Origin of the sequence: Streptomyces sp. NBC_01335, from assembly GCF_035953295.1 — a bacterium.
In the GTDB taxonomy this organism is placed as follows: Bacteria; Actinomycetota; Actinomycetes; order Streptomycetales; family Streptomycetaceae; genus Streptomyces.
In genome coordinates, this window is the sequence record NZ_CP108370.1 from 1,926,331 (window position 1) to 1,949,618 (window position 23,288).

Here is a 23,288-nt window from a genome sequence, read left to right on the forward strand (position 1 = left end):
CACCCCCGGCCCCGTACACTGGGCGCAGCGAGAGGCATGGATGGGACGAGTAGCGTCGTACGCAGCCCAGAGCGACCCGGGGACGGTGGAAGCCCGGGGGCGAGCGCGTCGTGAAGATCACCCCGGAGCCGTCGGAAGAACGCCGCAGGCAGGCAAGTAGACCCGGCATCGCACCCCAATGAGGGGGCCACGGGCACGCGCCCGGGGCCAAGGAGGGTGGTACCGCGGGAGCCCAGCGCTCTCGTCCCTCCGACGGAAGTGGGAAGACGTCCGCCGGAGGAAACCCGAACATGACATCGCCGCAGTACCGCCCGGTCCCCGCTCAGGTCGACCTGCCCGCGCTGGAGCACGCCGTGCTCGACTTCTGGCGCGAGGGCAAGGTCTTCGCCAAGAGCCTCGAACAGTCCGAGGGCCGCCCCGAGTGGGTCTTCTACGAGGGCCCGCCGACCGCCAACGGCATGCCCGGCGCCCACCACATCGAAGCCCGCGTCTTCAAGGACGTCTTTCCGCGCTTCCGCACGATGCAGGGCTACCACGTCGGCCGGAAGGCCGGCTGGGACTGCCACGGCCTGCCGGTCGAGCTCGCGGTCGAGAAGGAGCTGGGCTTCAGCGGCAAGAAGGACATCGAGGCGTACGGCATCGCCGAGTTCAACGCCAAGTGCCGCGAGTCCGTGACCCGTCACACCGACGCCTTCTCCGACCTGACGACCCGCATGGGGTACTGGGTCGACATGGACGACGCGTACCGGACCATGGACCCGGAGTACGTCGACTCCGTCTGGTGGTCGCTGAAGAAGATCTTCGACAAGGACCTGCTGGTCCAGTCGCACCGCGTCGCCCCGTGGTGCCCGCGCTGCGGCACCGGCCTCTCCGACCACGAGCTGGCGCAGGGGTACGAGACGGTCGTCGACCCGTCGGTCTTCGTCCGCTTCCCGCTGACCTCCGGCCCGCTGGCCGGCCGGGCGGCGCTGCTGGTCTGGACGACCACTCCGTGGACGCTGGTCTCCAACACCGCGGTCGCCGCCCACCCCGAGGTCGAGTACGTCGTGGCGACCGACGGCGAGGAGCGTCTCGTCGTGGCGCGTCCGCTGGTCGAGAAGGCGCTCGGCGAGGGCTGGGAGCTCACCGGTGAGTCCTTCACCGGCCGGGAGATGGAGCGCTGGACCTACGAGCGCCCCTTCGACCTGATCGAGTTCCCCGCCGAGGCGCACTTCGTCGTCAACGCCGAGTACGTCACCACCGAGGACGGTACGGGTCTGGTCCACCAGTCCCCCGCGTTCGGCGCCGACGACCTCCTGGTCTGCAAGGCGTACGGTCTGCCGGTGGTCAACCCGGTGCGCCCGGACGGCACGTTCGAGGAGGACCTGCCGCTGGTCGGCGGGGTCTTCTTCAAGAAGGCCGACGAGACCCTGACCGAGGACCTGGCCGCCCGCGGCAAGCTCTTCCGCCACGTCCCGTACGAGCACAGCTATCCGCACTGCTGGCGCTGCCACACCGCGCTGCTCTACTACGCGCAGCCGTCCTGGTACATCCGCACCACCGCCGTCAAGGACCGTCTCCTCGCCGAGAACGAGAAGACCAACTGGTTCCCGGACTCGGTGAAGAACGGCCGCTTCGGCGACTGGCTGCACAACAACGTCGACTGGGCGCTCTCCCGCAACCGCTACTGGGGCACCCCGCTGCCGATCTGGCGCTGCGAGGACGGCCACCTGACCTGCGTGGGCTCGCGCGCCGAGCTGTCCGAGCTGACCGGCAGCGACCAGTCGGGCCTCGACCCGCACCGGCCGTTCGTCGACGCGATCACGTTCACCTGCTCCGAGGCGAACTGCCAGCTGGAGGCGTACCGCGTCCCCGAGGTCATCGACGCCTGGTACGACTCGGGTTCGATGCCGTTCGCGCAGTGGGGCTACCCGTACAAGAACAAGGAGACCTTCGAGAGCCGCTACCCGGCGCAGTTCATCTCGGAGGCCATCGACCAGACGCGTGGCTGGTTCTACACGCTGATGGCGGTCGGCACCCTCGTCTTCGACCAGTCCTCCTACGAGAACGTGGTCTGCCTCGGCCACATCCTCGCCGAGGACGGCCGGAAGATGTCCAAGCACCTGGGCAACACCCTCGACCCGATCCCGCTGATGGACCAGCACGGCGCCGACGCGGTGCGCTGGTTCATGGCCGCGGGCGGTTCGCCGTGGGCGGCCCGGCGCGTCGGCCACGGCACGATCCAGGAGGTCGTCCGCAAGACGCTCCTGACGTACTGGAACACGGTCGCCTTCCAGGCGCTGTACGCCCGTACGTCCGGTTGGGCGCCCTCGGCGGCCGACCCGGCGCCGGCGGACCGCACGGTCCTGGACCGCTGGCTGCTGAGTGAACTCAACGCCCTGGTGGGCCAGGTGACCACGGCGCTGGACGGCTTCGACACCCAGCGGGCGGGCAAGCTGCTCTCCTCGTTCGTCGACGACCTGTCCAACTGGTACGTCCGCCGCTCGCGCCGCCGCTTCTGGCAGGGCGACAAGGCCGCGCTGCGCACGCTGCACGAGGTCGTCGAGACGGTGACCCGTCTGATGGCCCCGCTGACCCCGTTCATCACCGAGCGGGTCTGGCAGGACCTGGTGGTCCCGGTGACGCCGGACGCCCCCGAGTCGGTGCACCTCTCCTCCTGGCCGGTGGCCGACGCCTCGGCGGTCGACCCCGAGCTCTCCACCCGGATGGCGCTGGTGCGCCGGCTGGTGGAGCTCGGCCGGGCCACCCGCGCCGAGTCGGGCGTGAAGACCCGTCAGCCGCTCTCCCGCGCGCTGGTCGCGGCGGCCGGCTTCGAGACGCTCTCCGCCGAACTGCACGCGCAGATCACCGAGGAGCTGAACGTCTCCTCGGTGGCCTCCCTCTCCGAGGTGGGCGGCTCGCTGGTCGACACCACGGCGAAGGCCAACTTCCGTGCGCTGGGCAAGCGTTTCGGCAAGGGCGTGCAGGCGGTCGCCAAGGCCGTCGCGAACGCCGACGCCGCCGCGCTCTCGCAGGCGCTGCGCGAGGGCACCGCGTCGGTCGAGGTGGACGGCGAGACGGTCTCGCTGACGCCGGACGAGGTCATCATCACCGAGACCCCGCGCGAGGGCTGGTCGGTGGCCTCCGACTCCGGCGCCACGGTAGCCCTGGACCTGGAGATCACCCCGGAGCTGCGCCGCGCGGGCCTCGCCCGTGACGCGATCCGGCTGATCCAGGAGGCCCGCAAGAACAGTGGCCTGGACGTGGCGGACCGGATCGCGGTGCGCTGGACCTCCGACGCGGCCGCCACGGTGGAGGCGCTCACCGAGCACGCCTCGCTGATCGCGGACGAGGTGCTCGCCCTGGACTACGCCCAGGGCGACGCGGACGACTCGTACGGCACCCCGTTCGAGGACGAGGGCCTGGGCCTGAGCTTCCGCCTCCGCAAGCACTGACGGCACGACCTCTCCGAAGGCCCGGCGGATCTTCCCGCCGGGCCTTCGGCGTTCCTCGGGAGGCCCCGGGAGCTTCGGCAACTCCTGTCCCACTTCAGGGTGATTCATACGCATCCGAGTTGATTCGCCCGACTCCAGGCGCATTGCATCCGGTTCCGGGCCACCGACCGGAAGCCGCCCGGCCGCCGGTACGCGAAAAAGGGCCGGGCCCCGGGGAGATCCCCGGGGCCCGGCCCTCAGCCTGCCGACGGCTACGCGCTCAGCGAGCGCGAGCCGGTCAGTTGTCGTCCTCGTCGATGAGGAAGCCGCGCATCGGCGACGGAGCCTGCTGCATCGGCTGCGGCGCCTGCGGCCGTACCGGTGCCATCGGCTGCGTCATCGCGGGCGACATCTGCTGCTGCCCACCGAACGACGGTCCGGGACCCATGGACGGGTTGCCGCCCATGGACGGGCCGCCGTGGTTGCCGGAGCCCATGCCGTGACCCATCGCACCGGCACCGGCCGGAGCCAGCGAGGGCGACGGCGGCAGCGACGCGGCGGCGGGGGTACGCGGCGGAGCCAGCGAGTCGTCGGCCTGGGTCTCCAGCTGGCGCAGCTGGCTCTCCAGGTACGACTTCAGGCGGGTGCGGTACTCGCGCTCGAAGCCGCGCAGGTCCTCGACCTTGCGCTCCAGCGTCGCGCGGGCCGACTCCAGCGAGCCCATCGCCACGCGGTGCTTCTCCTGCGCGTCCCGCTCCAGCGCGTCGGCCTTCGCCCGTGCGTCGCGCTCCAGACCCTCGGCGCGGCTGCGCGCCTCGCCGACGATCTTGTTGGCCTCGGAACGGGCCTCCGCGATCGCCTGGTCGGCGGTCTGCTGAGCCAGCGACAGGACACGGGCGGCGCTGTCGCCGCCGGGGCCCTGGCCGGGCTGCTGCATCTGCTGCATCGGCTGCTGCATCTGCTGCATGGGCTGCATCTGCTGCTGCATCTGCTGCGGGGCGTGACCCATGGGGCCACCCATCGTGCCGCCCATGGGACCGCCCATCGGGCCGCCCTGCATCGGGCCGGGGCCGTGCTGGCCCTGCGGACCGGGACCGTGCTGACCCTGCTGGGGGCCGTGGCCACTGGGACCGGCGGGCAGCTGCGGCGGACCCATCTGCGGGGGCTGCTGCTGGACCGGCGGACCCGATATGGCGGCGGGCACGGGAGCCCCGGGCCTCTCCTGCTGCTGCTCCGGGGGCTTGCGCATGGCCTGCTGCTGCTGGTTCTGCGCGGCGGCACGCGTCGCGGCGGCCAGCTTGGCGCGCAGGTCCTCGTTCTCGCGGAGCAGTCGCGTCAGCTCGGATTCGACCTCGTCGAGGAAGGCATCGACCTCGTCCTCGTCATAGCCTTCTCGGAGGCGGACGGTCGTGAACTGCTTGTTCCGCACGTCCTCGGGGGTCAGCGGCATCTCTTCTTCACCTCTACGTAGTCGTCGGCAGTCGGCAAGACCGTATCGTTCACACGCTGCTCGCAATGTTGCCCAAGAGGGTGAGCAGGATGTAGACGATGATCATCAGAACGAAGAAGGACAGGTCGAGTGCCACGCCCCCGAGACGCAGCGGCGGAATCAACCGCCGCAGGAGCTTGAGCGGTGGATCGGTGACAGTGTAGGTGGCCTCAAGAACGACCACCATCGGCTTGCCCGGCTGCCATGAACGCGCGAACTGGAAGACGTAGTCCATGACCAGCCGGAAGATCAGCACGATGAGGAAACACATCAGCGCGATGTAGACCACATCGAGTGCGACGCCCATGACCGCGCTTCCCTCTCCCCTGGCTCTCGTAAGCTCCGGCCTCTCGGCCGGGTTGTTCCCGTGTCGCGTTCTCAGCTCTGGTTGAAGAACCCGCCCTCTGCAATGCGGGCCTTGTCCTCCGCCGTGACATCGACGTTAGCAGGCGACAACAGGAACACCTTCTGCGTCACGCGCTCAATGCTGCCATGAAGTCCGAAGACGAGTCCCGCGGCAAAGTCGACAAGTCGCTTTGCATCCGTGTCGTCCATCTCCGTGAGGTTCATGATCACCGGAGTGCCCTCGCGGAAGTGTTCCCCGATGGTACGGGCCTCGTTGTAGGTCCGGGGGTGCAGCGTGGTGATGCGGTACGGCTCCCGCTCGGAGACGACCTTGGGCATGATCACGGGTGCGTTCTTCTCCAGGTTGGGGCGCTCAGGTGTGATGGATGCCACGGGTGCGATCCGGGCGGGTCGCACACTGTCCGCGGGGAGCTGAACTGGCTCGCGCGGTGCGGGGGGTTGCACCACTCGTACCGGTTCGTCCCGTTCGCGCTCCCGCTCCACCTGATGCGCGGGCTGATGCCTGCGCCGGTCCCGCTCGGGCTCCGGCTCGGGTTCGAATTCATCGTCGGGGTCGAACCCCGGACCGTCGTACCCATCGTCCTCCACGAGGCCGAGGTAGACCGCCATCTTGCGCATCGCGCCGGCCATGCTCCGAGTCCTCCGCTCTGTGGTGGATCGGCAATCGTCACCAAGTGCCAGCGATCCACGGTGGTCTGTCCCGTAATGAGCGGGAATGACCATATTTTCTGCTGTGGTCCGACCTGCTTCGCGACGTTACCCGAGCCGGGGTCGGACTCCGAGTACCGCAGTACCGACGCGCACATGTGTCGCTCCGGCCGCCACGGCGTCCTCAAGATCCGAACTCATCCCCGCGGAAACCATGTTCGCAGCCGGATGGTCCGCGCGCAGCCGGGATGAGATTTCCATCAGCCGCTCGAAAGCGGCTCGTTGCCGTCCCGCGTAGGGACCGGCGAGCGGCGCGACCGTCATCAGGCCGTCGAGCCGGAGCCCGGGTGCCGCCGCCACCGCGTCGGCCAGCGCTTCCACGCCGTCGGGCGCGACTCCGCCCCGGTCGCCGCGCTCGCCGTTCCCGGCGTCGAGGGCGACCTGGATCAGACAGCCGAGTTCGCTCTCCCGCTCTCCGGCCGCGGCCGTGGAGAGAGCGGAAACGAGCTTGATCCGGTCGATCGACTGCACCACATCGGCATAACGCGTCACCGAACGAACCTTGTTGGTCTGAAGTTGACCAACAAAGTGCCAAGTGAGCGACAGATCCGAGCAGTCCGCAGCCTTGGGGGCAGCGTCCTGGTCGCGGTTCTCTGCCACCTGACGCACACCGAGTCCGTGCAGGATCCGCACGTCGCTCGCGGGGTAGGTCTTGGTGACCACGATGAGGGTGACCTCGTCCCGCGACCGGCCGGCCGCGGCACAGGCGGAGGCGATACGTTCCTCCACCCGCTCCAGGTTGTCGGCGAGTTCCGTGCTGCGGTCGGTCATGCCGTGCCCTCGTCGTCCTGATCGCCCTGGCCGTCCTGACCGCCCTCATCGACATGCTCGTCCAGCCAGACGTATCCGGCGAGCCTTCCGGTGGTGCGGTCGCGGCGGTACGAGAAGTGGTCGTCCGACTCCCGCGTGCAGAACGGCGAACGCCGTACGTCACGCACGCCGAGGGCGTCGAGCTGGGAGTGGACTCCGGCGACGACGTCGACCGCCGGGGTGCCCCACCGGGTCTCGGCCCACGCGGCGGGGACGGTCCCGGCGACCTCGTCCCGCATCGCGGCCGGGACTTCGTAGCATCCGCCGCAGACCGCCGGCCCGGTGCGGGCGACGATCCGGGAGGCTTCGGCGCCGAGGGCGAGCATCGCCTCCACGGCGGCGGGGACGACTCCGGCGACGAGGCCGGGGCGGCCGGCGTGCGCCGCCGCGACGACCCCGGCGACCGGGTCGGCCATCAGGACCGGGACGCAGTCGGCGGTGAGCACCGCGAGCGGCAGCGCCCGACGGGCGGTCACCAGCGCGTCCAACGCGGGGATCTCGCGGCCCGGACCCCACGGCCCGTCGACCACGGCGACCTCGCGGCCGTGCACCTGGTTCATCCAGACGACCCGCTCCGGGTCGAGCCCGAGGGAGCCGGCCGCACGCGCCCTGTTCGCGACCACGGCGGCGGGGTCGTCTCCGACCGCGCCGCCGAGGTTCAGGGACGCGTACGGGGCGGCGCTCACTCCGCCCCACCGATCGGTGAAGGCGAAGTGAGCGCCGGCGCCGCCGGACGTGTCCACTGCGGGTCCTGCTGTCTCCGCGGTCCCCGCGAGGTGCGCGGGGACCACGTCGTGCCGGTCTATCACTTCAGGAAGTCCGGTACGTCCAGCTCTTCGGCCTGGGTGTCCTGGTAGGGACGGGCCGGCGGCACGTGCGGCGGGGAGACCGGCGGCAGCGAGATGTCGTTCGCGACCGGCGCGGCCTCGACCGGGGCCGGGGCTTCCTCGCGCGGCGGTACGGAACCGAGTCCGGCCGAGTGGCGGACGGGCTCGGGCCGGGACGGCGGAGCGGGCTCCTCGCGCTTGGCCGACGAGGCGCCGATCACGTTCTCGCGGCGGGCCGGCGGCTGGCCGCCGTCGAAGCCCGCGGCGATCACGGTGACCCGCACCTCGTCGCCCAGCGCGTCGTCGATGACCGCGCCGAAGATGATGTTCGCCTCCGGGTGCGCCGCCTCGCTCACCAGCTGGGCGGCCTCGTTGATCTCGAAGAGACCGAGGTCGCTGCCGCCGGAGATGGAGAGCAGCACGCCGCGGGCGCCGTCGATGGACGCCTCCAGGAGGGGCGAGGAGATCGCCATCTCGGCCGCCGCCACCGCGCGGTCGTCGCCGCGGGCCGAACCGATGCCCATGAGCGCCGAACCCGCCTCGGACATGACCGACTTGACGTCGGCGAAGTCGAGGTTGATGAGGCCGGGGGTGGTGATGAGGTCGGTGATGCCCTGGACACCCGAGAGCAGTACCTGGTCGGCCGACTTGAACGCGTCGAGCACGCTCACCTGGCGGTCCGAGATGGACAGCAGCCGGTCGTTGGGGATGACGATGAGGGTGTCGACCTCTTCGCGGAGTTCGGCGATGCCGTCCTCCGCCTGGTTCGCGCGCCGACGGCCCTCGAAGGTGAACGGGCGGGTGACCACACCGATCGTCAGGGCGCCCAGCGAGCGGGCGATGTTGGCCACGACGGGTGCGCCGCCGGTGCCGGTGCCGCCGCCCTCTCCTGCGGTGACGAAGACCATGTCGGCCCCCTTGAGGACCTCCTCGATCTCTTCACGGTGGTCCTCTGCCGCCTTGCGACCGACTGCCGGGTTGGCCCCGGCGCCGAGTCCCCGGGTGAGTTCACGGCCGACGTCGAGCTTGACGTCGGCGTCGCTCATCAACAGGGCTTGCGCGTCCGTGTTGATCGCGATGAACTCGACGCCCTTGAGACCGACCTCGATCATTCGGTTGATGGCATTGACACCACCGCCGCCGACACCGATGACCTTGATGACTGCGAGGTAGTTCTGCGGTGCTGCCACGTCGAAGGCCTCTCGCCTCGATTTACGTGTCGTCGCTCTGCGGTGGCCCGCCGCGACGACGGATGTCGATGGGGACGGTCCGAACGCCGACCCAAACCCTAACGCTGAAGTTTAGGGTTACCAGTGTGTCTGCTTCTTGGACTCTTCCGAACAGGACACTAAGTCGACAAGTGGCGCACGTTCAACGAACACGCCGAACCTCCCGTTTTTCTTTTCACCCTATGTGATCACCCGTAGCGATGACCAACCAGGGTGCTGGTCAGGCCAAATACTCGTCAACTGTCCAAAGACGCAGGAGCGGTGGGCGCACTCACGTCGAAGTGTCCCGCTTTGGGAGCGGCTTTCATCAGGGCGATGAGGACTTTCGCCTTCACCGCGCCCTGTTCACCACTGCCCCAAACCACTTCCCGTCCCCCCGTCAGCTCCAGCGAGATCGCATCGTACGAGGTCACCCGCACGACCTCGGTGTCCCGGGCGACGGCGGCGGGGAGGTCGCCGGCGACCCCCACCGCCTCCCGCAACAGACGGTCACCGCCGAAACGGCGCAGACTCGCGGAACGATCGGGTTTCAATTCCAGCAATGGAACACCCTTGGGTGCTTTGTCCACGATTGCGAACCGCACACCCTCGGAGTCCACTTCGGTGAACTTTGCGCCCTTTTTCACCAGGAGGACCGGCTTTCGCTCGGTCACCTCGATATCGATTCCGTGCGGCCAGGAACGCGTGACGTCCACGGTGTCGATACGGGGGAGCTTCTGCCGCAACCGCCGCTCCAGGGAATCGGTGTCCACACCGATCAACGGCGAGCCGACCGGAGCGGCCGCCGCCGCTTCCACCTCGGCCGGGGTGAGGACCTCGGTCCCGTCGACCCCGACCCGCTCCAGCCGGAGCCAGGAGGAGCCCCAGAGCGCCCACGCCAGGCCCCCGGCGAGCAGGGCGGCCCCGGCCGCGCCGAGGACCAGGTTCCTGCGGCGGGCGGACCCGCCCCTCCCGGGTCCGGCGTGCGGCGCGCGCGCCGGAGTGTCCGCCTGCTGCCCTGACCCGCGCTGGGCGGTCGTCGGTCCGGCCACGCTCGCTCCTTCGCCGGGCCCGGGGCGCACGCCCCGGGCCCGCCCCGCCTCACGCCTGGCGGCGTGCGGCAATCGCCTCGTACACCATGCCGACGAGCAGGTCGTCGGCGTCGCGGCGGCCGAACTCGGCCGCGGCGCGCGACATTTCATACAGTCGGTGCGGATCGGACAGCACCGGAAGGACGTTGGCCTGCACCCACTCGGGAGTGAGGGCCGCGTCGTCGATCAGCAGGCCGCCGCCGGCGTTGACCACCGGCTGGGCGTTGAGCCGCTGTTCGCCGTTGCCGATCGGCAGCGGGACGTACGCGGCGGGCAGCCCGACGGCGGAGAGTTCGGCCACGGTCATCGCGCCCGCACGGCAGAGCATCATGTCGGCCGCCGCGTACGCGAGGTCCATCCGGTCCACGTACGGTACCGGGATGTAGGGCGGCATACCGGGCATGTTGTCGATACGCGGCAATTCGTTCTTCGGGCCGACCACGTGCAGGATCTGGATGCCCGAGCGCTGGAGCAGCGGCGCGACCCGCTGCACCACCTCGTTGAGGTGGCGGGCGCCCTGCGAGCCGCCGGAGACCAGCAGGGTGGGCAGGTTGGGGTCGAGCCGGAAGGCGGCGCGCGCCTCCGGGCGGACCCGGGCCCGGTCCAGCGTGGCGATGGTGCGGCGCAGCGGGATGCCGATGTAGCGGGCGCCGCGCAGCTTGCTGTCGGGGGTGGAGACGGCGACGCCGTGGGCGTACCGGGAGCCGATCTTGTTGGCCAGGCCGGGGCGCGCGTTGGCCTCGTGGACGACGATCGGCACTCCGGCGCGCTTGGCGGCGAGGTAGCCGGGCAGCGCGACGTAACCGCCGAAGCCGACCACGCAGTCGGCCTTGGTGCGTTCCAGGATCTGCTCGGCGGCCTTGATGGTGCCACGCAGCCGGCCCGGGACGGTGATCAGCTCCGGTGTGGGCTTACGGGGCAGCGGTACGGCCGGGATGAGCGCCAGGTCGTACCCCCGCTCGGGTACGAGCCTGGTCTCCAGGCCGCGTTCCGTGCCGAGGGCGGTGATGCCCACGGTCGGGTCCTGCCTGCGCAGGGCGTCTGCGAGGGCAAGCGCGGGCTCGATGTGGCCGGCGGTCCCCCCGCCGGCGAGTACGACATGCACCGAAATTCACCGCTCTCCGGACGGACGCTTCTTGACGCGCCGTCTCATCGTCTTCCATCTCACCCCGGGCCTCCGCATGGCCAGGGCCGCTTGCGCACCGGGCTGCTCCCGCGCGAAGGCGATCATCAGCCCGATCGCGAACATGGTCGGCAGCAGGGCCGACCCCCCGTAGGAGAACAGCGGGAGCGGGACTCCGGCGATCGGCAGCAGGCCGAGCACCGCACCGATGTTGATCACAGCCTGCGCGGTGATCCAGGTCGTCACACCTCCCGCGGCGTACCTCACGAAGGGGTCCTCCGTGCGTCCGGCCACGCGGATACCCGCATAGCCTAGAGCCGCGAAGAGGGCGAGCACCGACAGAGTCCCCGCCAGCCCCAGTTCCTCGCCGGTGATGGCGAAGATGAAGTCGGTGTGGGGTTCGGGCAGTTGTCCCCATTTTTCCACGCTCGCACCGAGTCCCGATCCGAACCAGCCACCGGACGCTAGGGCGTAGATTCCGTGCGCGGCCTGCCAGCAGCCGCCCGCGGCGTCCGGCTCGCTGACTCCGACGCAGGCGAGCCGGGACATGCGGTTCGGGTTGGTCTTGATCAGCAGGACGGCGATGGCCCCGGCGAAGCCGAGCACCCCGACGAAGAGCCGGGTGGGCGCCCCGGCGAGCCAGAGCAGGCCGAAGAGGATCGCGGTGAGGATGATCGCGGTGCCCATGTCGCCGCCGAGCATGATCAGACCGAGCAGCATGAAGGCGACGGGGATCAGCGGGACCAGCATGTGCTTCCACTGGGTGAGCAGCCGCTTGTCCTGTTTGCGGGCGAGCAGGTCGGCACCCCACAGCACGAGGGCCAGCTTGCCGAACTCGCTGGGCTGGAGCTGGAACGGTCCGCCGATGTAGAGCCAGTTCCGGTTGCCGTTGACCGACATCCCTATGCCGGGGACCTGGACCAGGGCCATCAGGAAGACCGTGCCGAGCAGCATCGGGTAGGCGAGCCCGCGGTGGAGTTTGACCGGCATGCGGGCGGCCAGCAGCATCAGGCCGGCTCCGATGACGGCGGCCAGGAACTGCTTGCGGAAGAAGTAGGTGCTCGGCTTGGCGAGCTCCAGCGCCTTGATCATCGAGGCGCTGTAGACCATCACGAGGCCCAGCACGATGATCAGCAGGCTGGAGCCGAGGATGACGTAGTACGCCGTCAGGGGGCGGTCCCAGGCCCGCCGTGCCTGCTCGTAGGCGCGGCGCACCCCGCCGCCGCGCGGGCGGCCGGGGGTGGGGGCGGAGCGGGCCGGGGGGCGGGCGGGCCGGGGGCCGCGGCCGGTGCCCGCGGCGAGCCGTCCGCGCAGGGCCAGACCGGGATGGGTCGGTACCCCGTCCGGTGGACCGGACCGGGCCGGCAGGGCGGCCGGGGCGAACGGCCGGGTACGGAAGGCGCCGGTCCTCGTCGCGTGCGCTCGCGCGCGGACCCGTCCCCGGGCGTCGGGACCCTCATCGGCCGGCATAGTCGCTGTCCCCTCCGCTGATCGTGCCCGGGGCGGCGACGGCCCGGCGGCCCGGACCGGGCCGTACCCGTCCCCCCGGGTCACATTCTCTCCGGGGACGGTACGGCCCGGGGGCCGGGCCTGTCAGGCGCTGTCGTCGGCGAGTGCGCGGACCGCGTCCGCGAACGCCTCGCCCCGCTCGTTGTAGTTGACGAACATGTCCATCGAGGCGCAGGCCGGGGCCAGCAGCACGGTGTCGCCCGGGCGGGCGAGACGTGCGGCCTCGGCGACCGCCTCGGACATGGCCCCAGTGTCGGTCCGGTCCAGGTCGACCACGGGTACCTCGGGGGCGTGTCGCGTCAGGGCTTCGCGGATGAGGGCCCGGTCGCGGCCGATGAGGACCACGCCCCGCAGGCGCTTCGCGGCGCCGCTCACCAGTTCGTCGAAGGTCGCTCCCTTGGCGAGGCCGCCGGCGATCCAGACGATCGGCTCGTAGGCGGCGAGGGAGGCTTCGGTGGCGTGGGTGTTGGTGGCCTTGGAGTCGTCCACGTAACGGACGCCGTCGACGTCCGCGACGTGCTCGATGCGGTGCGGGTCCGGGCGGAAGGCGCGCAGTCCGTCGCGGACCGCGGCGGGCTTCACGCCGAAGGCGCGGGCCAGCGCGGCCGCCGCGAGGGCGTTGGCGATGTTGTGCGGGGCCGGCGGATCGACGTCGGCGACCTCGGCCAGCTCCTGGGCCTGCTTCTGCCGGTTGGTGACGAAGGCCCGGTCCACGAGGATGCCGTCGACAACGCCGAGCTGGGAGGGGCCGGGAGTGCCGAGGGTGAAGCCGATCGCCCGGCAGCCCTCCTCCACGTCGGCCTCGCGCACCAGTTCCTCGGTGGCGGGGTCGGCCGCGTTGTACACGCAGGCCACGGTGTTGCCCTCGTAGATCCGGCCCTTGTCGGCGGCGTACGCCTCCATGGAGCCGTGCCAGTCGAGGTGGTCCGGGGCCAGGTTGAGCACCGACGCGGAGTGGGCGCGCACCGAGGGCGCCCAGTGCAGCTGGTAGCTGGAGAGCTCGACGGCGAGGACGTCGTACGTCTCCTCGCCCAGTACGGCGTCCAGCAGGGAGACGCCGATGTTGCCGACGGCCGCGGTCCGCAGCCCGGCGGCCTCCAGGATGGAGGCGAGCATCCGTACGGTCGTGGTCTTGCCGTTGGTGCCGGTCACCGCGAGCCAGGGGGCGGGCTCGTCGCCCTTGATCCCCCGCAGCCGCCAGGCGAGTTCGACGTCGCCCCAGACGGGGACGCCGGCCGCCGCGGCCGCGAGGAAGAGCGGCTTGGCGGGCTTCCAGCCCGGGGCGGTGACGATCAGTTCGGTGGACTCGGGCAGGGTGTCGCCGTCGCCGAGGCGGACGGTGATCCCCTCCGCCTCCAGGCCGGCGGCCTGGGTGCGGGAGCGCTCGTCGTCGCCGTCGTTGACGACGGTCACCAGCGCCCCGAGTCCGTGCAGGGCCCGGGCGGCGGGAATCCCGCTGACCCCGAGTCCGGCGACCGTGACGTGCTTCCCCCGCCAGTCCGCCGCGTTGGTGGTGCTCACTTCTTGGCTGCCCATCCCGCGTAGAAGAGTCCGAGACCGACGATCACGCACATGCCCTGGATGATCCAGAACCGGACCACCACGAGGACCTCCGACCACCCCTTGAGTTCGAAGTGGTGCTGGAGCGGTGCCATCCGGAAGACCCGCTTGCCGGTCATCTTGAAGGAACCGACCTGGATGACCACGGACATGGTGATCATCACGAAGAGGCCGCCGAGGACCGCCATCAGGAACTCGGTGCGCGAGCAGATGGCGAGGCCCGCGAGGGCGCCGCCGAGCGCGAGCGAACCGGTGTCACCCATGAAGATCTTGGCCGGCGAGGTGTTCCACCAGAGGAAGCCGAAGCAGGAACCCATCAGCGCTGAGGCGACGACCGCCAGGTCGAGTGGGTCGCGTACCTCGAAACAGGCGCTGGGGTTGGTGAGTTCCATCGCGTTGGCGCACGACTCCTGGAACTGCCAGAGGCCGATGAAGGTGTACGCGCCGAAGACCATCACCGACGCGCCGGTGGCCAGGCCGTCCAGACCGTCCGTCAGGTTCACGCCGTTGGACATGGCGAGAATCATGAACAGGGCCCAGACGACGAACAGCACCGGTCCGATCGACCACCCGAAGTCCTCGACGAACGAGAGCCGGGTGGACGCCGGGGTGTTGCCGTGGATGTCGGCGAACTGGAGCGAGAGCACCGCGAAGGCGATGCCGACGATCAGCTGGCCGGCCATCTTCGCCTTGGCCCGCAGGCCGAGCGAACGCTGCTTGACGATCTTGATGTAGTCGTCCAGGAAGCCGACGAGCCCCATCCCCGCCATCAGGAAGAGCACGAGGACACCGGAGAACCGCATCTCCTCGCCGGTGATCACCTTCGCCAGGACGTACGCGATGATCGTCGCCAGGATGAAGGCGATGCCGCCCATGGTGGGCGTGCCCTTCTTGCTGCCGTGCGTGCGCGGGCCGTCGTCCCGGATGAACTGCCCGTATCCCTTGCGGGCCAGCAGCTTGATGAGCAGCGGGGTACCGACCAGGGTCAGGAAGAGCCCGATGGCCCCCGCGAAGAGGATCTGCCTCATCGGCCGGTGACCTCGCCCTCGGTCGAGTTCTCCAGCAGTGCCTGGGCAACCATCTCCAGGCCGACCGACCGGGACGCCTTCACCAGCACGACGTCTCCCGGGCGCAGTTCACTGCGCAACAGGTCGACGGCCGCCTGTGCGTCGGACACGTGCACCGACTCCTCACCCCACGAACCCTCGTTGTAAGCGCCCAGTTGCAGCCAGGAGGCTTCTCTTCCCCCGACCGCGACGAGCTTGCTGACGTTGAGCCGGACGGCAAGCCGTCCGACCGCGTCGTGCTCGGAGAGCGACTCGTCACCGAGCTCGGCCATCTGACCGAGCACCGCCCAGGTCCGCCGGCCCCTGCCCATGGCGGCCAGCGCACGGAGTGCGGCTCTCATGGATTCGGGGTTCGCGTTGTAGGCGTCGTTGACGACCGTCACACCGTCCGGACGCTCGGTGACCTCCATGCGCCAGCGGGAGAGGGTGCCCGCCTCGGAGAGCGCCTCGGCGATCTCGTGTACGGGCATGCCCAACTCATGGGCGACGGCGGCTGCGGCGAGCGCGTTCGACACGTGGTGCTCACCGTACAGGCGCATGGTCACCTCGCTGCACCCGGTGGGTGTGTGGAGGCTGAAAGCGGGGTGTCCGTCCGCTGTGAGACGGACGTTCTCTCCGCGTACGTCCGATTCGGGCGACTCTCCGAAGAGAACGACCCGCGCTTTCGTACGGGAGGACATGGCGCGCACGAGCGGATCGTCGGCGTTGAGGACGGCCACGCCGTCCTCGGGGAGCGACTCGACCATCTCGCCCTTGGCCTGGGCGATCTGCTCCCGGCCGCCGAACTCGCCGATGTGCGCGGTGCCGACGTTGAGGACGAGTCCGATCCGGGGCGGGACGAGTCCGGTGAGGTAGCGGATGTCGCCGATGTAGCGGGCGCCCATCTCCAGCACGAGGTGCTGGGTCTCCTCGGTGGCGCGGAGAGCCGTGACCGGCAGGCCGATCTCGTTGTTGAGGTTGCCCACCGGGTAGATGGTCGGCCCCATGCGCTCCATGAGCTGGGCGATGAGGTCCTTGGTGGAGGTCTTGCCCGCGGAACCGGTGAGGGCGACGACGGGCAGCCCGAGGCGATCGACGACGACGTGGCGGGCGAGGGCGCCGAGCGCCGCCACCACGTCGTCGACGACGATCGCGGGCACCCCGACGGGGCGGGTGGCCAGGACCGCGGCGGCTCCGGCCGCCACGGCGCCGGTGGCGTAGTCGTGGCCGTCGACCTGCTCACCGACGAAGGCGGCGAACAGGCTGCCCCGCTCCACCTTCCGGGAGTCGATGACGACCGGGCCGTCGACGACGACCGAGGTGTCCGGTATGTCGTGCGGCTGCCCGCCGACGATTTCGGCGATCTCGGCGAGGGAAAGGGCGATCACTTGGTCATCCCTGACTGTTGTTCTCGTGGTGGGCTTCGTGCTGCTGGGTGGGTTCGGCGTCGGGGCGCCCCAGGGACCGCGCGATGGCCGCGCGGAGGACCTGACGGTCGTCGAAGGGGCGTACCACCCCGTGGACGTCCTGGCCCTGCTCGTGGCCCTTGCCGGCGACGAGGACGGTGTCGCCGGGCCGCGCGCGGGCGACGGCCGCGGCGACGGCCGCGGCCCGGTCCGCGTCGACCAGGACGTCGCCGCGTTCGTGGACGGGCACCTCGGCGGCGCCCGCGAGCATCGCCGAGAGGATCCGCAGCGGGTCCTCGGAGCGGGGGTTGTCGGAGGTCAGTACGGCGGTGTCGGCGAGGCGGGCCGCGGCGGCGCCCATCGGGCCGCGCTTGGTGGTGTCGCGGTCGCCGCCGCAGCCGAGCACGACGTGCACCCGGCCCTGGGTGACCTTGCGCAGGGAGCGGAGCACCGATTCGACGGCGTCCGTCTTGTGCGCGTAGTCGACGACGGCGAGGTACGGCTGGCCCGCGTCGACGCGCTCCAGCCGGCCGGGGACGCCGGGGACGGCCGCGACGCCGTCGGCGGCGGTCTGCGGGTCGATCCCGGCGACGGCCAGCGTGACGATCGCGGCGAGGCTGTTGGCCACGTTGAACGGGCCGGGCAGCGGGGCCCGGGCGGAGATGCGCTCGCCGTCGGGGCCGACGACGGTGAAGGTGCTGTCCTGCGGCCCGACTTCGACGTCCTCGGCGCGCCAGTCGGCGTCGGGGTGGCCCTCGGCGGAGAAGGTGGTGACGGGGACGCCGGCCTCGGTGACGAGCCTGCGGCCGTAGCTGTCGTCGTAGTTGACGACCCCTCGCCTGCTGCGCTCCGGGGTGAAGAGCTGCGCCTTGGCCTGGAAGTAGTCCTCCATGCCGGAGTGGAACTCCATGTGCTCCGGGCTGAGGTTGTTGAAGACGGCGACGTCGAAGACGCAGCCGTCGACGCGGCCCAGCACCAGCGCGTGACTGGAGACCTCCATGGCGACCGACTCGACGCCGCGTTCGCGCATGACCGCGAAGAGGGCCTGGAGGTCGGTGGCTTCGGGGGTGGTGCGCTCGGACTTGATGCGCTCGTCGCCGATGCGGGTCTCGACCGTGCCGATGAGCCCGGTGGCGTGTCCGGCGCCGCGCAGCCCGCCTTCGACGAGGTAGGCGGTCGTGGTCTTGCCGGAGGTCCCGGTGATGCCGATCTGGAGCAGGTCGGTGCCGGGGCGGCCGTAGATCTCGGCGGCGAGGTCGCCCATGACGGCGCGCGGGTCCTCGGCGACCAGCACCGGGAGTCCGGTGGCGGCGGCCCGGTCGGCGCCCGCGGGGTCGGTGAGGACCGCGACGGCGCCCAGTCCGGCCGCCTGGGCCGCGAAGTCGGCGCCGTGCAGCCTGGCGCCAGGCAGAGCCGCGTACACGTCCTGGGGGCGGACGGCCCGGGAGTCGTGGGTGATGCCGGTGACCTCGACCGCCGCGGGCAGTTCGAGGCCGAGGCGGGCGGCCGGCTCGCCGAGGGAGGTCGGCCTGAGCCGTTCCGGTCGGGGCGCTCCCGGGTAGTTCACGGGCGCGTCCTTCGGGGTGATTCGGTACTGATCAGCGTGGGGCACGGCGGTGAGCGTACCGGGCTGACCCGGCCTCTCGCGAAGTGAGGGGCCGGGGTTGCGGAACTTCTCATTCCGGTTCCCCGGATCGGGGGTGATGGTTGTCACTGGTGCTCCCCTGGGAACGTACGAGGTCACGGCCGGGTCCGGTGCGCGGCGCGGCTCGCCCTTCGGTGCGCGCGGCCGGAACGTCTCCGTCCGCCCGGCGCGCGCCGCGGTCGTGCCGCGCCCTGTCCGGTCAGCCGCCCGGCTCGAAGGAGACCGGCAGTGCGGGCGCCTTGCTGCCGCTCGGTGGGGTCTGGAGGGTCTTGAGGGCGAACTCCATGACCTTCTTGTAGATCGGCCCGCAGATCTGGCCGCCGAAGTAGTTGCCCTTGGTGGGGTTCTGGATCGCGCAGTAGACGGTGATCTGCGGATCGTCGGCGGGTGCGAAGCCGGCGAAGGAGGCGGTGTAGCCGTCGTACACGCCACTGACCGGGTCCACCCGGTTGGCGGTACCGGTCTTGCCCGCCACCCGGTAGCCCGGGATGCGCGCCTTGGTGCCGGTGCCCTCCTCGTCGCTGACGACGGACTCCAGCATGGTGGAGACCTCCTTGGCGGTCTTCTCGCTGACCACCCGGGTCTCCTCGGGCTTGGTGGCGTCCGTGTAGCGGCCGTCGGGGCCCTTGGTGCCGCGGACGAGCGTGGGGGCGATCCGTACCCCGCCGTTGGCGATCGTCGAGTAGACCGAGGCCGCCTGGACGGCGTTGAGCGAGAGGCCCTGGCCGAAGGGGATCGTGTACTGCTGGGAGGTCGACCAGTCCTGGGGCTCGGCGAGGATGCCCGGCGACTCGCCGGGGTAGCCGAGGCCGGTGGGGCTGCCGATGCCGAACTTGTGGAGGTAGGAGTAGAGGACCTTGTTCGCCTCGGGCTGGGTCTTTCCGAGCTGACCCGTCGCCAGGATGGTGCCGATGTTGCTGGACTTGGCGAGGACGCCGTTGAGCGTGAGGTACCAGGTCTTGTGGTCGATGTCGTCCTTGAAGAGCCGGTCCCCGCGGTGCAGCCGGTTGGGCACGGTGACGTGCGTGAGGGGGGTGGCGGCGCCCTCCTCCAGCACGGCGGCCATGGACATGACCTTGGCGGTGGAGCCGGGCTCGTACACGTCCTGGAGCGCCGCGTTGCCCAGCGAGCCCGCGTCGACGGTGGAGAGGTCGTTCGGGTCGAAGCCCGGGGCGTTGGCCAGGGCCAGCAGCTCGCCGGTCCTGGTGTTCTGCACGACGACGTACCCGCCGTCCGCCTTGGACGCCTCGACCTGCTCGCTGATGGCCCGCTGGGCGGCCCACTGGATGTCCCGGTCGATGGTGAGCTCGACGTCCGTGCCCTCGACCGCCGGGATCTCCTTGGCACCGGCGGTCGGCACCCGGCGGCCGCCCGACTGGGCGTACCGGATCTTCCCGTCCTGGCCGGAGAGCTCCTCGTTCAGCTGGGACTCCAGGCCGCCGCCGCCCTTGCCGTCGGCGTTGACGAAGCCCAGTATCCCGGCGGCGAGGTCGCCGTTCGGATAGACGCGCTTGGTCGTCGGCTCCTGGAAGACGCCCGCCAGTACGCCGGTCGCGTCCCCGCCGTCCTCGGCCGCCTTGTCCGCGAGGACCGACTTCAGGTCCTTGATCTGCTTCCAGACCTGCGGGGTCTGCCGCCGGGCGAGCACGGTGTAGCGGCTCTCGGGCTTGGAGAGCTGCGCGGTGAGGGTGGCCGCGTCCTTGCCGAGGATGGGGGCGAGGAGGGCCGCCGCCTGCTCGGGGGCGTCCGGGATCTTGCTCTCGGCCGGGGTGAACATCTTGGGGTCGGCCGTGATGTCGTACGCGTCGACGCTGGTGGCCAGCGCGATGCCGTTGCGGTCGGTGATCTCGCCGCGTTCGGCGGCGACGGTGTACTCGAGGTAGCGGTTCTCCTTGGCCTTCGCCGAGTACGCGTGCGCGTCGACGGCCTGGACCTGGAGGAGCCGGGCCGTGAACACCAGCATGACGAGGGTCAGCCCGAGGCTGACCAGGCGCAGCCGGGGGCGCGGGTTGCCCAGGCGCAGGGAGCGCGGCGCGGGGCGGCCCGGCCTGCCGGACGAGGGGCGCCGGGCTTCGGGGCGGGCGGTGGGCCGGGGGCGTCCCGTACCGCCGGAGGCCCCCCGGGGGCGTGCGGGGCCGGGCACACGGCGGCGCGGCGGTTCCTTGGACGGCACTGCGTCACCTGCCGGGGCTCGTCGGGGTCGTGGTCGCCGCGATGGGCTCCGTCGGGTTCGCGGAGGCGGCCGGTGAGGAGGACGCGGCGGACGGTACGGGGGTGGGCGGGGCGCTCTCCGCGGGGCTCGCGGACTCCTCGGACCCTGCCGCCCCGGCGGCCTGGGGGTCCCCGGTCGCCCGGGGTTCCTCGTCGGGCGCGGGTTCGTCCGTCGCGGCCGGGGTGGGCGTGGGTTCCGGGTCGGGTTCGGCGGTGACCTCGGCGGGGACGCCCCGGACCGTGCCGTCCGGGTTGAGGAAGGCGGGGCTGCCGCCGGGGACCATGCCCAGCTCCCTGGCCCGCCGCTCCAGCGCGTCGGGCTGCGAGTAACCGTCCACGTCCCGCTGGAGCGCCTGCTCCTCGTCGGTGAGGTCGGTCGTCTGCTTGCGCAGTTCGCTGAGGCGGAACGAGCCCTCGTTGAGCGCGGAGTTCAGCAGCAGGAGGCTGATCAGCCCGCCGCCGAGGAGGACCACGACCAGCAGCATGAAGGGGGTGCGGGCCGCGTTGCTCGGCCCCGACGGCATCAGCCCGGCGAGGCGGGCGGCGCGTCCCTTCAGCGGCGCGGCCGGCCGGTTCACCGCGTCGTCTCCCGCACACCGGCGCGGTCGCCGGGCGTACGCCCCCGGGGCGCGGTCACCGCTCGTCCTCGCGGATGCGTTCGGCGCCGCGCAGCCGGGCCGGGGCGGCCCGCCGGTTCTCGGCGACCTCTTCCTCGGTGGGCAGCTCCGCGCCCCGGGTGAGGAGCTTGAGGCGGGGCTGGTAGCGCTCGGGCACCACGGGCAGTCCGGGCGGCGCGGTGTTCGCCGCACCCGCCGCGAACACCTGCTTGACCAGCCGGTCCTCCAGCGAGTGGTAGGAGAGCACGGCGATCCGGCCGCCGACGGCGAGGGAGGCGACCGCGGCGGGGATGGCGTTCTCCAGGACGGTGAGCTCGCCGTTCACCTCGATGCGCAGTGCCTGGAAGGTGCGCTTGGCCGGGTTGCCGCCGGTGCGCTTGGCGGCCTGCGGGAGGGAGTCGCGGATCAGCTCGACCAGCCGGGCGCTGTTGGTGAACGGTTCCTTCTCGCGCTCGCGCACGACGGCGGAGACGATCCGCTTGGCCTGCTTCTCCTCGCCGTACGCGCGCAGGATGCGGACCAGTTCGCCCGGCGGGTAGGTGTTGAGGACCTCCGCCGCGCCGATCCCGGTGGTCTGGTCCATGCGCATGTCGAGCGGCGCGTCCTGGGCGTACGCGAATCCCCGGTCGGCCTCGTCCAGCTGCATGGAGGAGACGCCGAGGTCGAAGAGGACGCCCTGGGCCTTGGGGATGCCGAGCCGGTCCAGCACCTCGGGCAGTTCGTCGTAGACCGCGTGCACCAGGGTGGCGCGGTCGCCGTACGGGGCGAGGCGCTCGCCGGAGAGCCGGAGCGCCTCCTTGTCCCGGTCGAGGGCGACGAGCCGTACCTCGGGGAAGGCGGTGAGCAGGGCCTCGCTGTGTCCGCCGAGGCCGAGGGTGCAGTCGACGACCACCGGTGGGTTGCCGCCCGCCCGCTCCAGAGCCGGGGCCAACAGGTCCAGGCATCGCTGGAGCATCACCGGGACGTGTCGGGTCTGGCTCAATGCGCCCTCTCAGGCTCAGGTCCGTGAGGCGGCACGTGCGGCCTGGTCCCCGCCCGCTCAGAAGGGGAGGCCTGCCGGCGCCGGGGAAGAGGCGCCGGCCTGCCATGAGCGGGAGAGGGCCGGGCCGCACGTTCGTCGCGCATCACGGGGACATCGGGAATGCGGAGAAATACGGGGTGGAGAGTTGTATGGAGTTGTACGGACTTCCGCGGTGCATTGCCGAAAATGCCGGGCACCGCTGAAACCCGCTGGGACCACCGGGGACCACGGGAGCCACCGGAGCCGCAGGAGTTGCGGAAGGGACCGGAACATGCGGCACGAACGCGTGGAACCGCGGAGCGTGACCGGCCTCGCGGCCGGTCGGTAACTTCGCGTCACTTTAGTCCACCCTGCCATTCGATCGATTCCGGATCAACGAACCTCCCAGCGCGTCGCCCCGCTCCGGTGGCCCCCGGTCCTCACCCGGACGGGCGAGCGCGGGCGAGTCCTGTGGGTTAGCTCACAACAAGCCTCGTTGACGTTCTTTGTCCTTTTCCCCGAGCCGCTCCGAGCAGGTGGGGCGGCTAACGTCGTAGTCATGTCGACTTCCGCGCAGTCTCCTTCCGCCGCCGCCCCCGCCACCCCGGACGCGCCCCGCCCGGGCGACACCGTCACGGACCACCTGGTGAAGGCGAACGCCCAGTACGCGAGCGCGTTCAAGGACCCGGGCATGGACGCCCGCCCGGTCCAGAAGGTGGCCGTGGTCGCCTGCATGGACGCGCGCATCGACCTGCACGCGGCGCTGGGCCTGGAGCTCGGCGACTGCCACACCATCCGCAACGCGGGCGGTGTGGTCACCGACGACGTGATCCGGTCGCTCACCATCAGCCAGCGGGCGCTCGGCACCCGCAGCGTCATACTCATCCACCACACCAACTGCGGTCTGGAATCGCTGACCGAGGGCTTCCGCCACGAGCTGGAGCTGGAGGTCGGCCAGCGGCCGGTGTGGGCGGTGGAGTCCTTCTCCGACGTCGACCAGGACGTGCGCCAGTCGATCCAGCGGGTCCGCACCTCGCCGTTCCTCCTGCACACGGACGACATCCGGGGCTTCGTCTTCGACGTCACGACCGGTCTGCTGCGCGAGATCTCCCCGGCCTCCTGACGCCGGGGGGCGCGCCGTCGACGTGCCGCCGTCCGGCCCGAGGCCGGCAGACGGCACCTTGACGACCCGCCCCCAGTCACTTGACGACCCGCCCCAGCCCCCGGCGACCCCGCGCTCCGCGCCGGGGTCGCCGTCC

The 23,288-nt window shown here is 71.1% G+C and carries 18 protein-coding genes; 2 read left to right on the forward strand and 16 right to left on the reverse strand.

The window, feature by feature from the left end:
* Nucleotides 1-290: 290 nt before the first annotated feature.
* Nucleotides 291-3,434: an isoleucine--tRNA ligase gene (ileS, locus tag OG599_RS07935; RefSeq protein ID WP_327175241.1), complete on the forward strand. Its 3,144-nt coding sequence runs from the start codon at nt 291-293 to the stop codon at nt 3,432-3,434.
* A 277-nt stretch (nt 3,435-3,711) separates the two neighbouring features.
* Here ileS and OG599_RS07940 read toward each other — a convergent pair whose 3' ends face one another.
* The 16 genes from OG599_RS07940 to rsmH form a co-directional block, all read right to left on the reverse strand.
* The gene (locus OG599_RS07940) at nt 3,712-4,863 is read right to left on the reverse strand and encodes a DivIVA domain-containing protein (RefSeq protein ID WP_327175242.1); all 1,152 of its coding nucleotides are present in this window, start codon (nt 4,861-4,863) and stop codon (nt 3,712-3,714) included.
* A gap of 49 nt (nt 4,864-4,912) precedes the next feature.
* On the reverse strand, nt 4,913-5,209 hold the full coding sequence (locus OG599_RS07945) for a YggT family protein (RefSeq protein WP_327175243.1): 297 nt from the start codon (nt 5,207-5,209) through the stop codon (nt 4,913-4,915).
* Nucleotides 5,210-5,280: 71 nt separating this feature from the next.
* Nucleotides 5,281-5,898 carry a cell division protein SepF gene (locus OG599_RS07950; RefSeq protein WP_327175244.1) on the reverse strand — a complete coding sequence of 206 codons (618 nt, stop codon included), beginning with the start codon at nt 5,896-5,898 and terminating at the stop codon, nt 5,281-5,283.
* A 126-nt stretch (nt 5,899-6,024) separates the two neighbouring features.
* Nucleotides 6,025-6,747 (reverse strand): YggS family pyridoxal phosphate-dependent enzyme, encoded by a 723-nt coding sequence (locus OG599_RS07955; RefSeq protein ID WP_327175245.1) that lies wholly within the window; start codon nt 6,745-6,747, stop codon nt 6,025-6,027.
* Nucleotides 6,744-7,529 (reverse strand): peptidoglycan editing factor PgeF, encoded by a 786-nt coding sequence (pgeF, locus tag OG599_RS07960; RefSeq protein ID WP_327175246.1) that lies wholly within the window; start codon nt 7,527-7,529, stop codon nt 6,744-6,746. The genes OG599_RS07955 and pgeF overlap by 4 nt, the downstream gene beginning before the upstream one ends.
* Nucleotides 7,530-7,591: 62 nt before the next feature.
* Complete coding sequence (ftsZ, locus tag OG599_RS07965) at nt 7,592-8,803, reverse strand: cell division protein FtsZ (RefSeq protein ID WP_327175247.1); 1,212 nt, start codon at nt 8,801-8,803, stop codon at nt 7,592-7,594.
* Nucleotides 8,804-9,078: 275 nt separating this feature from the next.
* Nucleotides 9,079-9,873: a cell division protein FtsQ/DivIB gene (locus OG599_RS07970; RefSeq protein WP_327175248.1), complete on the reverse strand. Its 795-nt coding sequence runs from the start codon at nt 9,871-9,873 to the stop codon at nt 9,079-9,081.
* Nucleotides 9,874-9,922: 49 nt separating this feature from the next.
* Complete coding sequence (murG, locus tag OG599_RS07975; protein ID WP_327175249.1) at nt 9,923-11,017, reverse strand: undecaprenyldiphospho-muramoylpentapeptide beta-N-acetylglucosaminyltransferase; 1,095 nt, start codon at nt 11,015-11,017, stop codon at nt 9,923-9,925.
* Nucleotides 11,018-11,023: 6 nt separating this feature from the next.
* Nucleotides 11,024-12,505, reverse strand: coding sequence for a putative lipid II flippase FtsW (gene ftsW, locus OG599_RS07980; protein ID WP_327175250.1), 1,482 nt, complete (start codon nt 12,503-12,505; stop codon nt 11,024-11,026).
* A gap of 123 nt (nt 12,506-12,628) precedes the next feature.
* Nucleotides 12,629-14,080, reverse strand: a complete 1,452-nt coding sequence (gene murD / locus OG599_RS07985; RefSeq protein ID WP_327175251.1) for a UDP-N-acetylmuramoyl-L-alanine--D-glutamate ligase — start codon at nt 14,078-14,080, stop codon at nt 12,629-12,631.
* Nucleotides 14,062-15,132: a phospho-N-acetylmuramoyl-pentapeptide-transferase gene (mraY, locus tag OG599_RS07990; RefSeq protein ID WP_327175252.1), complete on the reverse strand. Its 1,071-nt coding sequence runs from the start codon at nt 15,130-15,132 to the stop codon at nt 14,062-14,064. Before mraY ends, murD begins: the two co-directional genes overlap by 19 nt.
* Complete coding sequence (locus tag OG599_RS07995) at nt 15,129-16,538, reverse strand: UDP-N-acetylmuramoyl-tripeptide--D-alanyl-D-alanine ligase (protein WP_327175253.1); 1,410 nt, start codon at nt 16,536-16,538, stop codon at nt 15,129-15,131. The genes mraY and OG599_RS07995 overlap by 4 nt, the downstream gene beginning before the upstream one ends.
* Nucleotides 16,539-16,542: 4 nt before the next feature.
* The gene (locus OG599_RS08000; protein WP_442809392.1) at nt 16,543-18,270 is read right to left on the reverse strand and encodes a UDP-N-acetylmuramoyl-L-alanyl-D-glutamate--2,6-diaminopimelate ligase; all 1,728 of its coding nucleotides are present in this window, start codon (nt 18,268-18,270) and stop codon (nt 16,543-16,545) included.
* Between the two features lie 130 nt (nt 18,271-18,400).
* Entirely contained in the window at nt 18,401-20,374 is a 1,974-nt protein-coding gene (locus tag OG599_RS08005; protein WP_327175255.1) for a peptidoglycan D,D-transpeptidase FtsI family protein, read from the reverse strand.
* Between the two features lie 4 nt (nt 20,375-20,378).
* Nucleotides 20,379-20,990 (reverse strand): FtsB family cell division protein, encoded by a 612-nt coding sequence (locus OG599_RS08010; protein WP_327175256.1) that lies wholly within the window; start codon nt 20,988-20,990, stop codon nt 20,379-20,381.
* Between the two features lie 55 nt (nt 20,991-21,045).
* Nucleotides 21,046-22,011, reverse strand: a complete 966-nt coding sequence (gene rsmH / locus OG599_RS08015; RefSeq protein WP_327175257.1) for a 16S rRNA (cytosine(1402)-N(4))-methyltransferase RsmH — start codon at nt 22,009-22,011, stop codon at nt 21,046-21,048.
* Between the two features lie 577 nt (nt 22,012-22,588).
* Here rsmH and OG599_RS08020 point away from each other — a divergent pair.
* Nucleotides 22,589-23,152: a beta-class carbonic anhydrase gene (locus OG599_RS08020; protein ID WP_327175258.1), complete on the forward strand. Its 564-nt coding sequence runs from the start codon at nt 22,589-22,591 to the stop codon at nt 23,150-23,152.
* Nucleotides 23,153-23,288 lie beyond the last annotated feature (136 nt).

Bases quoted from the DNA above. Each gene is read 5' to 3' on its own strand.
- murD (WP_327175251.1), bottom strand. From the start codon at position 14,080: ATGGGCAGCCAAGAAGTGAGCACCACCAACGCGGCGGACTGGCGGGGG.
- ftsW (WP_327175250.1), bottom strand. From the start codon at position 12,505: ATGCCGGCCGATGAGGGTCCCGACGCCCGGGGACGGGTCCGCGCGCGA.
- OG599_RS08020 (WP_327175258.1), top strand. From the start codon at position 22,589: ATGTCGACTTCCGCGCAGTCTCCTTCCGCCGCCGCCCCCGCCACCCCG.
- OG599_RS07950 (WP_327175244.1), bottom strand. From the start codon at position 5,898: ATGGCCGGCGCGATGCGCAAGATGGCGGTCTACCTCGGCCTCGTGGAG.
- mraY (WP_327175252.1), bottom strand. From the start codon at position 15,132: ATGAGGCAGATCCTCTTCGCGGGGGCCATCGGGCTCTTCCTGACCCTG.
- OG599_RS07940 (WP_327175242.1), bottom strand. From the start codon at position 4,863: ATGCCGCTGACCCCCGAGGACGTGCGGAACAAGCAGTTCACGACCGTC.
- OG599_RS07945 (WP_327175243.1), bottom strand. From the start codon at position 5,209: ATGGGCGTCGCACTCGATGTGGTCTACATCGCGCTGATGTGTTTCCTC.
- OG599_RS07955 (WP_327175245.1), bottom strand. From the start codon at position 6,747: ATGACCGACCGCAGCACGGAACTCGCCGACAACCTGGAGCGGGTGGAG.
- ileS (WP_327175241.1), top strand. From the start codon at position 291: ATGACATCGCCGCAGTACCGCCCGGTCCCCGCTCAGGTCGACCTGCCC.